This is a genomic window from Haloferax sp. Atlit-12N, assembly GCF_003383095.1.
In the GTDB taxonomy this organism is placed as follows: domain Archaea; phylum Halobacteriota; class Halobacteria; order Halobacteriales; family Haloferacaceae; genus Haloferax.
The window spans coordinates 964753-978410 of sequence record NZ_PSYW01000001.1; the positions used below are offsets into that span (position 1 = coordinate 964753).

At 69.0% G+C, this 13658-nt stretch carries 9 protein-coding genes; 5 read left to right on the forward strand and 4 right to left on the reverse strand.

Features of this window, described 5'->3' with window-relative positions; genetic code table 11:
* Positions 1-53: 53 nt before the first annotated feature.
* Entirely contained in the window at positions 54-866 is an 813-nt protein-coding gene (gene moeB, locus C5B90_RS04985) for a molybdopterin-synthase adenylyltransferase MoeB (RefSeq protein ID WP_115879564.1), read from the forward strand.
* A gap of 30 nt (positions 867-896) precedes the next feature.
* Here the strand turns inward: moeB and C5B90_RS04990 are convergent, their stop codons facing one another.
* The 4 genes from C5B90_RS04990 to C5B90_RS05005 all read right to left on the reverse strand — a co-directional run bounded on the left by C5B90_RS04990 (position 897) and on the right by C5B90_RS05005 (position 6933).
* Positions 897-1277, reverse strand: a complete 381-nt coding sequence (locus C5B90_RS04990; protein WP_115879566.1) for a cupin domain-containing protein — start codon at positions 1275-1277, stop codon at positions 897-899.
* Positions 1278-1425: 148 nt separating this feature from the next.
* Positions 1426-3084, reverse strand: coding sequence for a methyl-accepting chemotaxis protein (locus C5B90_RS04995; protein WP_115879568.1), 1659 nt, complete (start codon positions 3082-3084; stop codon positions 1426-1428).
* A gap of 199 nt (positions 3085-3283) precedes the next feature.
* Positions 3284-5758: a methyl-accepting chemotaxis protein gene (locus C5B90_RS05000; protein WP_115879570.1), complete on the reverse strand. Its 2475-nt coding sequence runs from the start codon at positions 5756-5758 to the stop codon at positions 3284-3286.
* The gene (locus C5B90_RS05005) at positions 5755-6933 is read right to left on the reverse strand and encodes an ABC transporter substrate-binding protein (RefSeq protein ID WP_394337534.1); all 1179 of its coding nucleotides are present in this window, start codon (positions 6931-6933) and stop codon (positions 5755-5757) included. The genes C5B90_RS05000 and C5B90_RS05005 overlap by 4 nt, the downstream gene beginning before the upstream one ends.
* 283 nt (positions 6934-7216) lie before the next feature.
* On the opposite strand from C5B90_RS05005, the gene mutS reads away from it, so the two are divergent.
* From mutS to kdgK1, 4 genes are all read left to right on the forward strand, one after another.
* Complete coding sequence (mutS, locus tag C5B90_RS05010; RefSeq protein WP_115879574.1) at positions 7217-9976, forward strand: DNA mismatch repair protein MutS; 2760 nt, start codon at positions 7217-7219, stop codon at positions 9974-9976.
* Positions 9973-12192 (forward strand): DNA mismatch repair endonuclease MutL, encoded by a 2220-nt coding sequence (gene mutL, locus C5B90_RS05015; RefSeq protein WP_115879576.1) that lies wholly within the window; start codon positions 9973-9975, stop codon positions 12190-12192. Before mutS ends, mutL begins: the two co-directional genes overlap by 4 nt.
* Before the next feature lie 110 nt (positions 12193-12302).
* Positions 12303-12605 (forward strand): hypothetical protein, encoded by a 303-nt coding sequence (locus tag C5B90_RS05020; protein ID WP_115879578.1) that lies wholly within the window; start codon positions 12303-12305, stop codon positions 12603-12605.
* Positions 12606-12691: 86 nt separating this feature from the next.
* Positions 12692-13648: a bifunctional 2-dehydro-3-deoxygluconokinase/2-dehydro-3-deoxygalactonokinase gene (gene kdgK1 / locus C5B90_RS05025; RefSeq protein WP_115879580.1), complete on the forward strand. Its 957-nt coding sequence runs from the start codon at positions 12692-12694 to the stop codon at positions 13646-13648.
* Positions 13649-13658: the final 10 nt, after the last annotated feature.

Genomic DNA, 13658 nt, shown 5'->3' on the forward strand with positions numbered 1-13658 from the left:
AACGGCCCCGCCCGTGCCGCGGCTTTATTCGGGGGCGACGCCAACCTCGGGATATGACGCTCTCACTCGACGCCACCCAGTTGGACCGCTACTCGCGGCACATCATCATGGACGAGGTCGGCCCGGAGGGCCAAGAGCGACTGCTCTCGGCGCGGGTCGTCGTCGTCGGCGCGGGCGGGTTGGGCGCGCCGGCCATCCAGTACCTCGCGGCGGTCGGCGTCGGCGAACTCGTCGTCGTCGACGACGACGTGGTCGAACGGAGTAACCTCCAGCGGCAGGTCGTCCACCGCGACGACGACGTGGGGACGCCGAAAGCCGAGAGCGCCGCCGCGTTTGTCCGCGGCCTCAACCCCGACGTATCCGTCGAACCGGTCGAGACCCGCGTGGACAAATCAAACGTCCGCGAGGTCGTCGCGGGCGCGGACGTGGTGGTCGACGCCTCGGACAACTTCCCGACGCGCTACCTGCTCAACGACGTCTGTCGCTTCGAGGGAATCCCGCTGGTCCACGGCGCGATATACAAGTTCGAGGGGCAGGCGACGACGCTCGTCCCCGAGGGGCCGTGTTACCGATGTCTGTTCCCCGAAGCGCCCGAACCGGGGACGGTCCCCGACTGCGCGACGACCGGCGTCCTCGGCGTCCTCCCCGGCACGGTCGGCTGTATTCAGGCGACGGAAGCGATGAAGCTCCTCCTCGATGAAGGCGAGGTGCTCGACGCGCGGCTCCTGTTTTACGACGCCATGGACATGACGTTCGAGACGGTCCCGTACCGGAAGAACCCGGACTGCCCCGTCTGCGGCGAGGGCGGCGTCGACTCCATCGAGGACATCGACTACGTCGAAAGCTGTGCAATCAGCCTCGACTGAGGAGCGAGCGGAGTCAGCAGAGCGTTGCTGCTATTCGACGCCTGACTGGGGGCCAGCAACGGATACGGCAGGCGGCCCGGAGCCGACGAAGCTAATGGCGATAATCCAGTCCTCAGTAGTCGGATTCACCACTCGCCTGATCGTGTGCGGCGGGACGTAGACGAAGTCACCTGCGTCGAGTTCGACCGATTCCTGACCAACCGGTCCGTACTCCAGAACGGCGTGACCTGCCACGACGTACCCGTAGACGTGGCGGTCACCGTTGTGATGCCACCCGGTTGTGATTCCACCGGCGACCCGCGACTGAATCACGACGGTATCCTCGGTTTCGAATATCGCTTGTCGTGAAACGTCGGTGGAGTCGTCTGGTTCTCCCAAACTGGCTCGTGTAACGACTGTAACTGCTTCCATGCCGGTACCCCGTCTACCTACGACTGGCAACGAGATAATCGCTCTCTCGAGAGCGCCACCAGTGGGTTCGAACGCTGTATTCAGCAGGTCTCAGCAAACTAGCAGTAGTCGGGATTCCAACAGCGCCGTCGTCTTGGGGGGAGACGCGCTACCGGTCGAACTGGAACCCGCCGAACTCGTCGTCCGACCCGCCGTCGGTCGCCGCGCGAATCGAGTCGGCGTCCGCGTCGTCAACCGCGTCGTCGAAGTCCATCGCGTCCAGTTCTTCGACCGCCGTCGCGTCGCCGCCGACGAGGGCGTCCACCCGGTCGGCGAGCGCGTCGAGCGCGACCGTCTGGTCGGCCGTCGCGTCGGTGATGTCGGTCGTCGACGCCTCGGCGGCCGTCGCGTGCTCTTGGGCCACCTGAATCGTCGTCGTGACTTCCTCGATGTTCGTCGCCTGCGAGTCGGTCGCGCGGGCGACCTCGGTGACGCCGTTGGCCGCGGAGTCCGCGGCGTCCGCGATTTCGGAGAGCGAGGCGAGCACGTCCTCGATTTCGCCGGAGGCGACCTGAATTTGCTCGTGTGACTGCTCGGAGGCCAGCACCGTCTCGTCGGCCTGTTCCTGAATCTCGTCGATGCTGTCCGCGATTTCTTCGGTGTGCTCGTGGGTCTGGTTCGCGAGCTGTTTGACCTCGTCGGCGACGACCGAGAAGCCCTCGCCGGCCTCGCCCGCGCGGGCGGCCTCGATGTTCGCGTTGAGCGCGAGCAGGTTCGTCCGGTCTGCGACCTCCGCGATGACCTCGACGACCTCCTCGATGACGACCATGCGCTGTTGGAGTTCGGTCACGCTGTCGAGCAGTTCGTCGGAGATGTCGATGACCTGGTCGGTCGCGCTCCGGATGCTCTGGCCGGCCTCCTGCCCGTTTTCGGCGGCCGCGCGGGCCTGATTCGCTGCCGAGGCGACCTCGTCGGAGGTGGCCGCTATCTCCTCCATGCTGGCCGAGAGGTCTTGCATCTCCTCTGCGCCCGTCGAGAGGAGGTCCGCCTGCTCCGTGACCTGCGACTCGATGTCGGTCGCGGCGGTCGCGGCCCGCTGAATCGCGCCGCCGAGGTCGGCGGTCGTGGCGTCCACCTCGCTGGCGAGGCGGTCGAACCGGGTCGCCATCTCGTTGAGGTCCGAGACGACCGCCAGCGTCTCGTCGTTGAGGACGTCCCGGTCGTCCGCGAAGGACGCGCGAGCCGAGAGGTCGCCGGCGGTGAGGCTCCCGATAGTGGTCGAGACTTCCTCGACGAGCGCCTCGGACGCCCGCTGTTTCTCCACGGCATCGGTCCGGTCGTGGACCGCCTCGACGACGCCGACCAGTTCGTCGCCCTCGAACAGCGGTTGGGCGGTGAAGGCGATGTGACGGTCCGCGCCGTGTCGGTCCGTCATCGTGCTGGTGTCGCGGTAGAGTCGGCGGGCCTCGTCAACCACGTCGAGTCCGTGAACCACGTCGGCGCTCCGCGGGTCGTCGAGCACTTTGTCGGCGAGCGTCTTCGCCCGCCGACCGTCCGGATAGAACAGTTCACTCACGTGTTCCGACCCGAGCGCCTCCGACGCGGGGACGCCCGTGAGCTTCGAAATCGGGTCGTTCCACGCGATGATTCGGTTGTCGGCGTCGAGGACGAACACCGGCATCCCCACGCCGTCGAGCAGAGCACCCGTGTCCAGTCGCTCCGCCGCCAGCGCGACCGTCCCTCGTTCGTCCGCCTGTGCGCCACCGTCGGTCCGCGTCCGAGCCCCGACCCCCGGGACCAGCGCCGCGAGTCGCGAAAGCAGGTCCATACGTCCACCCCACGCGGATTGCCGGTATAACGCTACGCTCTAAGCTATCATATCTGATATTGGGTGGTACTGAATCGGTATCTTCGGCGAGCGGATGTGGAACACGAACGGTCGAGAAACGCGGTCGTCGGGTGGGAGAGCCGAAGGGGGACCGGTGAGGGCCGAAACCGGGGATGGAAGGGCCGAATCGGGAGACGAGTCAGTCGGAACGGCCGTCGTCGGTGCGGTCGGAACGGCCGTCCACGTCGAGTCCGTCGCCGTCGCGGCCGCCGTCGGTCGCCGGGGCGTCGAGTTCGACGGTCGACGCGGCGTCGGAGTCGGCGAACGCGCTGTCGCGGTCCGCAGCGTCGTGGTCGACGGTGAACTCGGAGACGAGCGACATCAGCCGCTCGGACTGGGTTGCGAGACGGTCCGCGCCGTCCGAGACCTCGCTGAGCGAGGCGGTCTGTTCTTCGGCCGCGGCGGCGACCGACTCGGCGCGCTCGGCGGTCTCGTCGCTGATATCGGACACACGGTCCATCATCGACGCGACCTCCTCGGTCGAGGCGGCCTGTTCGTCGGTGGTCCGGCTGATTTCGTCGACGCCGTCGGTCGTCTCGCGGACGTTCTCGACGATGGTGTCCAGCGAGTCGCGGGCGGTCTGGACCGCGTCGACGCCGGAGTCGACGGCGTCGCGCGTCTCGCGCATCTCGGAGACGGACGCCGCGGACTTCGCTTGGACCTCCTCGATAGTCGCCTCGATTTCCTCGGCGGAGGCCTTGGTCTCGCCGGCGAGTTCCTTGACCTCGTTGGCGACGACCGAGAAGCCCTCGCCGGCCTCGCCGGCGCGGGCGGCCTCGATGTTCGCGTTGAGCGCGAGGATGTTCGTCTGCTCCGCGATGTCGGTGATGAGTTCGACGATGTCGCCGATTTCGGCCATGTCGCCTTCGAGGTCCTCGATGCGGTCGACCGTCCGGCGGGTCTGCGTCTCGACGGTCTCGATGGTGTCGATGGCGTTGGCGGCCGCCTCGTGGCCGTCCTCGCTCGCTTCGAGGGTGTGTTGGGCCGTGCGTTCGAGTTCGCTCGCCGAGGAGGCGACCTCCTCGATGGTCGCAGAGAGGTTGCTCGTCTCGCTCGTCGTCTGCTGGAGGTTCTCGCGCTGTTCGTGCGCGCCCTCGGCCATGACCTGCGTGGATTCGCTGACCTGCCGGCTCGCGCGCTCTATCTCTTGGGAACTCGCGGTGACCTCCTGACTGGCCGCGGCGACGGTCTCGGCGAACTCGACGACCTCCGCGACGGTCGCTTCGAGTTCGTCGGCCATATCGTTGAACGACCGCGCCATCTCGTTCATCGCGTCGTTGTCGGCGTCCTCGGACATCCGGCGCGTGAGGTCGCCGTCGGCGGCGTCCGCCATCGTCTCGCTGAACTCGGCCGCCTTCGCTTCGAGTTCGGTGATGAGGGCTTCGAGTTCCGTGTGCGTCTGGCCCATCGACTCGCCGAACGACCCCGGGATGTCCTCGTCGAGGACGGGGTCGTCGAAGCGCTTGTCCGCGAGCGCCTCGGCCTGCCCGGCGACGGTCGTCAGGTACGACTGCATCGACTCGAAGGAGTCGTACAGCCGGCCCATCTCGTCGATGCGGGCGGTGTTCGGGAGGTCGCCGTCGACCTCGCCGTTAGCGATGTCGGCGGCGTTGCGGGCGACGACCGAGAGGGACCGCGCGGTGCCGCGGCCCATGGTCGCGCCGACGAGGAACAGCGCGCCGACGCCGAACGCGACGAGGAGCATCACGTTCGTCGTCACCTGCGACTGGAGCGCGAACGCCCGGTCGGCCGGGACGTGGTAGGTGAGCACCCAGTCGGTGCCGGTGATGGGCGCGTACGCCATCGCGTACTCGCCGGACTCCATGCCCGTGCGGGCGGAGACGACCTCGTAGCCAGTCTGCCCGGACAGCGCGGCGTCGATGGCCTCGATGGACGAGCCGTCGGCGGCCGCGTACTGGTCGAGAATGGACGCCTTCCGGTTGTCGAAGAGGATGGTCCCGGACTCGGTGACGACCTTGGTGTCGCCGGTCGCGTAGGGCGATTCGAACTGGTGGGAACCCGCTGCGAGCGACGCCGTCAGGACGATTGCGCCGTTGGCTCCGGAGACGGGCGCGGCGAACGCGACGACCGGCTCGCCGCCGGACTCGTACGGCTCGGTGACGGTCACGGACTGCCCCGACGCCAGCGCCGCGGCGTCGTCCGCCCACGGCGCGGACAGCGAGTCGAGCGACTGCCCGGTCGCGCTGTCGGTCGTGCTCGCGACGACCGCGCCGGTGTCGGCGTCCACGTAGTGAAGCGAACGGACGTCGCCGGAGAGTTGGATGAGCTTCCCTTCGAGCCACCGCTGGTGGTCGGCAGGCGGCGTGCCAGCCGGTTGGTCCGCCAGCGACTCGGCGAGGAACGAGACGGTGGATTCCTTCGAGGTCACCCAGTCGGAGACCGACTTCGCCTCCGTCGCCGCCGCGCCGCGAATCTGCGACTCGGTCTGCGACTCGACGACGGATTTGGTGTCGAAGTGGATGTACGCGCCCGCGCCGCCCATGACGAGCGCGATGAGGAGGAGCACGACCCCGAACTTCGCCGCGTAGCGCCGGCGAATCACGTTCGGAAGCGCCCGTTCGAGGAGGCTCGTCAGCCGTGAAAACGAGTTCATTGGTCGCCCCCGGACTCGAAGAACTGGCGCTGGAGGAGTTCGACCTGCTCGACCGAGCCGTTGTGGACGCGCTCGACGAGGTACGAACTCAGCGGTTCGAGCGCCTCCGTGAGGTCGACCCCGCTCGACGCGCCCTGATAGTTCAGTTCGCGGCCGGCGTCGACGAGGGTCCGTACCCGGTCGAACTCGCCGACTGAGACGGTGTGGCCGGTCCCGCCCGAGACGGCCTGCAGGGCGTCTGCGATGGCCGGCCCGGTGGCCTCGCCGGCGTACTCCGCCGCGGTCGCCATGAGGAACAGGGCGTCGTAGGCGTTCGCCGCATAGGGTTGCAGCGGCGCGATGTCGGAGAGTCGCTGGGAGAGGTGGAAGTAGCCGTCAGTCCGAACCGACGACAGCGAGGCGCTGTAGAAGCCCTCGTAATAGGATGGAATCTCGCCGTCGAAGAGGCCCGCCGAGAAGACCCACGGGGCCTCGTAGTCGGACGCGCCGTAGGCGTCGAGGACGCCTCCCTCCTGTCCGGGGACGCTGACGAAGCCGACCGCGTCGGGCGAGTCGGCGAACACCTCGTCGACGACGCCGCCGAAGTCGTCTGCGGCCGGGTCGTAGCTGACCTCGGTGACGACCTCCGCGTCGAGTTGGTCGCCGAGCGCGGTGCCGAGGTCGGAGCCGAAGGCCCCGTCGACGGTGAGTACGGCGACTCGGTCGGCGTCGGCGTACTGCGGCGCGTCGAGAATCTTCGCCATCGCGGTCGCCTGTAGGCTGTCGCTCGGAACGGTCCGGCCGAAGAACTTCCGACCGTCGGCCTGCCCGGCGTCCGAGAGGCGCGGGTTCGTGCTCGCCGGAGACATCTCCATGACGGCGTCGTCGGCCGCCTTCGGAGCGAGCGCGAGCGACACGTCGCTGACGAGGCCGCCGACGAAGCCGACGACGCCCGCGTCGGCCAGCGAGGCGTAGCCGTCGGTCGCGACCGACGCGGACCCCTCCGTGTCCACCGTGGTCAGTTCGACCGGTCGCCCGAGCACGCCGCCCGCCCAGTTGATGTCCTCGACCGCCTGCTCGGCGGCGCGCTTGCCGTGCGTTCCCACCTGCTCCAGCGACCCGCTGACGGGCAACATCGCCCCGAATCGAACGGGCTCCCCGGACTCCGTTCCGAACGTCCCCACGCACCCGGACAGCGAGCCGAGCCCCACCGCGCCGGCGGCGGTGCGAAGAAACGTTCGTCTGTCGTACCTTGCTGTCACAGATTGCCCGAGACAACTCCCCCATATAATTTTGGGCCGCCGATTATCATACGCTGTATTTTTGGGAAGATTGTCCAACATCGAACACGAAATATGGATGTGCTACCATTCGACATACAACTGGGTCGTCGCGGTGGGCGGGTTTGGCTCGGGTCACGCGTAGCCCGCCGGCCGGGGCATCGTAGCGTTTTATCCGCCGGCCCACCCACGTGCGGACATGACTACTCAGGGAATCGTCGGACAGTTCCTCTCCTTGAAAGAGGAGACCGACGCCGACCTGCTCGCCATGCAGTGCGGCGACTTCTACGAGTTCTTCGCCGACGACGCCGAGACGGTCGGCCGCGAACTCGACCTCAAGGTCTCCCAGAAGTCCTCGCACGGGTCGTCGTATCCGATGGCGGGCGTGCCGCTGAACGACCTGACGCCGTACCTCAAGGCGCTCGTCGAGCGCGGCTACCGGGTCGCCGTCGCCGACCAGTACGAGACCGAGTCCGGCGACCTCCGCCGCGAAATCAAGCGCGTCGTCACCCCGGGGACGCTCCTCGAAACGTCCCGCGCCGACGCGCAGTTCCTCGCGGCCGTCGTGACCGACGGCGACGGCGTCGGCCTCGCGTTCGCCGACATCACGACCGGCCAGTTCCTCGTCACCGAGGCCGCAACCGTCGACGACGCCGCGGCCGAACTCTACCGCTTCGCCCCCGTCGAAGTCCTCCCCGGCCCGGACCTGCGGAGCGACGACGAGACGCTCTCACGGCTGCGCGAGGCCACCGACGCCTCCTTCTCGCTTTTCTCCACCGAGGCGTTCGCGCCGGGTCGCGCCCGCCACGCCGTCCGCGAGCAGTTCGGCGCGTCAACGGTCGATAGCGTCGGCCTCGACTCCGACCTCGCGACCCGCGCCGCCGGCGGCGTCCTCGCCTACGTCGAGGAGACGGGCGCGGGCGTCCTCCGGTCGATGACGCGCCTGCAGGTCTACCACCCCTCGGACCTGCTCGAACTCGACGCGACCACCCAGCGCAACCTCGAACTCATCGAGACGATGCACGGCGACCGCTCGGGGTCGCTGTTCGACACGATAGACCACACCGTCACCTCCCCCGGTGGCCGACTCCTCCGCGAGTGGCTGACCCGGCCGCGACGCGACCGCGACGAACTCGCCCGCCGACTCGACGCGGTGCAGTCGCTCGCGTCGGCCGCCCTCGCCCGCGAGCGCGTCCGAGAGGTGCTCGACGGGGCGTACGACCTCGAACGACTCGCCTCCCGGTCGGCGTCCGGGAGCGCCGGCGCGTCCGACCTGCTGTCGGTCCGGGACACGCTCTCGGTGCTCCCCGCGCTCGCCGACGCCATCGAGGGGACCGAACTCGCGGACTCCCCGCTCGCGGAAGTCGTCTCGCGGCCCGACCGAGACGCCGCGGCCGACCTCCGAGCCGACCTCGCCGACGCGCTCGCCGAGGACCCGCCGAAGACGGTCACGCAGGGCGGCCTGTTCCAGACGGGCTACGACGACGAACTCGACGATCTCATCGAGCGCCACGAGTCGGCGAAGTCGTGGCTCGACACGCTCGCCGACCGCGAGAAGCGGGACCACGGCCTCTCGCACGTCACCGTCGACCGCAACAAGACCGACGGCTACTACATCCAAGTCGGCAAGTCGGTCGCCGACCAAGTGCCCGACCACTACCGGCAGATAAAGACGCTCAAGAACTCCAAGCGCTTCGTCACCGAGGAGTTAGAGGAGAAAGAACGCGAGATTCTCCGGCTCGAGGAGGCCCGCGGCGACCTCGAATACGAACTGTTCGAGGACCTCCGCGAGCGGGTCGCCCGGCACGCCGAACTCCTGCAGGACGTGGGCCGAACCATCGCCGAGGTGGACGCGCTGGCGTCGCTTGCGACCCACGCCGCCGGCAACGGGTGGACGCGCCCCGAACTCACCGAGGCCGGAGCGCTCGACATCGAGGCCGGTCGCCACCCGGTCGTGGAGACGACGACCGACTTCGTCCCGAACGACCTCCGCATGGACGACGAGCGCGGCTTTCTCATCGTCACCGGGCCGAACATGTCCGGGAAATCGACGTACATGCGACAGGCGGCGCTCATCACGCTCCTCGCGCAGGTGGGGAGTTTCGTCCCCGCTCGCTCGGCGACCGTCGGCGTCGTCGACGGCATCTACACCCGCGTCGGCGCGCTGGACGAACTCGCGCAGGGTCGCTCGACGTTCATGGTCGAGATGCAGGAACTCTCGAACATCCTCCACTCGGCGACCGAGGACTCGCTCGTCATCCTCGACGAGGTGGGCCGCGGGACCGCGACCTACGACGGCATCTCAATCGCGTGGGCGGCCACCGAGTACCTCCACAACGAGGTGCGCGCGAAGACGCTGTTCGCCACGCACTACCACGAACTGACGAGCCTCGCGGACCACCTCGACCGCGTCGCCAACGTCCACGTCGCCGCCGACGAGCGCGACGGCGACGTGACGTTCCTCAGAACCGTCGTCGACGGTCCGACCGACCGGAGCTACGGGATTCACGTCGCCGATTTGGCGGGGGTTCCGCGCCCGGTGGTCGACCGCGCCGCCGACGTACTGGACCGACTCCGCGAGGAGAAGGCAATCGAGGCGAAGGGGTCCGGAACCTCGGAGCCCGTACAGGCCGTCTTCGACGTGGGAAGCGGACAGATGAAAGTCGCCGAGGGCAGCGGTTCCGGTGGCTCCGCTGGCGGTTCGGCGGGCACCGGTGCGCCCGCGAACGGCGCGACTGGCAACGGGTCGGTGGACGCGGCCGCGGCCGTGGAATCGAGTTCCGAGGCGGGCGATGTCGGGACAGAGACCGAGGCCGAGTCCGAACCCGCGCTGGACCCGGAGACCGAAGCCGTCCTCGACGAACTCCGGGCGACCGACGTGAACGACACGTCGCCGCTGGACCTGATGGCGAAGGTGCAGGCGTGGCAGTCGAAACTGGACGGCGGTGACGACGAATGAGCGACATCAAACAGCTCGACGAGAAGACCATCCAGCGCATCGCCGCCGGCGAGGTGGTCGAGCGACCGGCCTCGGTCGTCAAGGAGCTGTTCGAAAACAGCCTCGACGCGGACGCGACGCGCATCTCCGTGGCCGTCGACGCCGGCGGCGTGGAAGGCGTCCGCATCCGCGACGACGGCGTCGGCATGAGCGAGGAAGACCTCGAGCTCGCCGTCCGCGAGCACACGACGAGCAAAATCGGCGACATCGAGGACCTCGAAGCCGGCGTCGGCACCCTCGGCTTCCGCGGCGAGGCGCTCCACACCATCGGCGCGGTGTCGCGGCTGACCATCCGGTCGAAGCCCCGCGGCGGCGACGTGGGAACCGAGTTGCAATACGAGGGCGGCGAGGTCGAGTCGATTCGACCCGCCGGCTGTCCCGAGGGGACCGTCGTCGAGGTCGACGACCTGTTCTACAACACGCCCGCCCGCCGGAAGTTCCTCAAGACGACGGCGACCGAGTTCGACCACGTCAACGCGGTCGTCACGCACTACGCGCTCGCCAACCCGGACGTGGCCGTCTCGCTCGAACACGACGACCGCGAGGTGTTCGCCACCGAGGGCCGCGGCGACCTGCAATCGACCGTGCTCTCGGTGTACGGCCGCGAGGTCGCGGAGTCGATGGTTCCCGTAGACCACGACGCCCCCAGCGTCTCCGTCTCGGGTCTCGTGAGCCACCCCGAGACGACCCGGAGCACCCGCGACTACCTCTCGACGTTCGTCAACGACCGCTACGTCACGGACCGCGTGCTCCGCGAGGCCGTCCTCGACGCCTACGGCGGCCAACTCGACGCCGACCGCTACCCCTTCGCAGTGCTGTTCGTCGAAGTCGCGCCCGACGCCGTGGACGTGAACGTCCACCCGCGGAAGATGGAGGTCCGCTGGGACGACGAAACCGGCGTCAAGCGCGAGGTGACCGACGCGGTCGAAGACGCCCTCTTGAGCGACGGCCTCGTCCGGTCGTCGGCCCCGCGAGGCCGGTCGAAAGCCGACGAGGCGGCCATCGAACCCGAGTCACCAGACGGTGACGACGCGGCACAACTGGACCCTCACGAAATCCGGGAAACGGAGCCGGACGGCGAATCTGGTGACACCAACTCCCCGTCCGTACGGGACGTACAGTCGGCACGGGAAGCCCGCGAGTCGGGAACTCGGGCGAACCCGGACGCCGCCACCGCCGACGACACCGACCCGGACACCACGCCTGCAACTGAACGCGAGGCGGGCATCGACGCCGAGAATCCGGTTGGCGACGACGACTCGCCCGGTTCGACCGCCGAGACAACCGCGGACTCGTCCAGCCTGACCGAGACGCCGGCATCGACACCGCCGACGCCGCCTCGCGAGTACGACCTCGCGCCAGGGCCGGAGACGACGGAGCAGTCGTCGCTGGCGACCGACGACGGGGGCGAATCGGAGTCTGCCCGGGCCGAGGCGTCGTCGGCCGAGTCGGAGGCGGACGACAACGGGCCCCGAAGTCGGCCCTCGCGCATCGCCGCGCCGACGACCCAGCGCGACCTCTCGGGAGAAGAGGCTGACCTCTCGCCCGAGTTCGACTCGCTCCCGTCGATGCGAATCATCGGACAACTCGCGGACACCTACATCGTCGCCGAGACCGGCGAGGGGCTGGTCCTCGTCGACCAGCACGCCGCCGACGAGCGCGTGAACTACGAGCGCCTGAAGGGCGAAGTCGAAGGCGACACGCCGACGCAGGCGCTGGCCGAACCGGTCGAACTCGAACTCACCGCGCGGGAGGCGGCGCTGTTCGAGGAGTACCGCGAGGCGCTGGCACAGGTGGGCTTCCACGCCGGGCGGACCGGCGAGCGGACCGTCTCGGTGCGGACCGTGCCGGCGGTGTTCGACGCCGCGCTCGACCCCGGTCTGCTCCGCGACGCGCTGACGGCGTTCGTCCGCGAGGAGGCCGACGGCGGCCGGAAGACCGTCGACGCCGTCGCCGACGAACTGCTGTCTGACCTCGCGTGTTACCCCTCGATTACGGGCAACACGTCGCTCCGAGAGGGCTCCGTGCTCGACCTGCTCGCGGCGCTCGACGACTGCGAGAACCCCTACGCCTGCCCCCACGGTCGCCCGGTCATCGTCGAGTTCGACCGCGACGAAATCGCCTCGCGCTTCGAGCGCGACTACCCCGGCCACGGCGGGCGGCGACGCGAGGAGTAGCCGGCGCGAGTCAGTCGCGTTACCCGCCGCTATCCGCGACCCGACCGCCGATTCTCGGAACCGATAGCATCGGCGAGGATTCAAGTCGGGGCACCGAGACGGTGGAGGCGATGAACCCGCTGGTCTTTCTGGGCATCTGCTTCGGGCCGCTGGTGCTCGTCGTCTCGTATCTCTTCACGGCGGCGACGGGTCCGAGCGTGCCGCCGTGGGCCGACGCGGCCGGGCAGGCGATTCGCCTCTACGGGACGGCGGCCGCCGTGGTCGTCGGCCCGCTGGCACTCCACGCCGACCGACTGGATCTCGCCCGCGAGAGCGACTGGGTTCCCTCGCCCGTCTACTACCTCGTGGCGATTCCGTTTCTGAGCATCCCAATCGCGTTCATCTACCTCGTCCGGCGGTTGACGGCCACGTGAGCAGGCGCAGGGCGACCGAATCGACCGCAGGCGTGTCATTCGACGGCAACGCCGGACGTTTATATCGCGCCCGCGAACGGCCGTCCATGACAGCACTCGTGACCTTCGGCGAGACGATGCTTCGGCTGTCGCCGCCGCGTGGCGAGCGACTCGAGACCGCCCGCGAACTCGAACTGCAGGCGGGCGGCGCGGAGTCGAACGTCGCCGTCGCCGCCACCCGACTCGGCCGAGACGCCGCGTGGTTCTCGAAGCTCCCGGACTCGCCGCTCGGCCGGCGAATCGTCGGCGAACTCCGGAGCCACGGCGTCGACACCGACGGCGTCGTCTGGGCCGACGACTCCCGACAGGGCGTCTACTACCTCGAACACGGGGCGTCGCCGCGCCCGACAAACGTCGTCTACGACCGCGCCGACGCGGCCGTGACGACGCTGGAGACGAGCGAGACCGACCTCGACGCCGTCCGCGACGCCGAGGTGTGTTTCACGAGCGGCATCACGCCCGCGCTCTCCGAGACGCTCCGCGAGACCACGGCCGACGTGCTCGAAGCGGCGCAGGACGCCGGGACGACGACCGCGTTCGACCTGAACTACCGGACGAAGCTCTGGTCGCCCGACGAGGCGGCCGAAGTCTACCGCGACCTGCTCGGTTCCATCGACCTGCTGTTCGCCGCCGAGCGCGACGCGGCGACCGTTCTCGGGCGCGACGGCGACGCCGAGTCGGTCGCTCGCGGCCTCGCCGAGGACTACGACATCGAGACCGTCGTGGTCACCCGCGGCGAGGAGGGGTCGCTCGCCGTCTCCGGCGGAGCGGTGTCCGAACAGGGCGTCTACGAGGCGGAGACCCGCGACGCCATCGGGACCGGCGACGCTTTCGTCGGCGGCTACCTCGCCAAGCACCTCGACGGCGGGAGCGTGGCCGAGTCGCTGCAGTGGGCGTCGGCGACGGCGTCGCTCAAGCGGACCGTCGACGGCGACATCGCGGTCGTCAACCCCGAGGACGTCGAGCGCGTCGTCGCCGACGAGGGAGACGGCATCTCCCGGTAGGGCCGCCGGG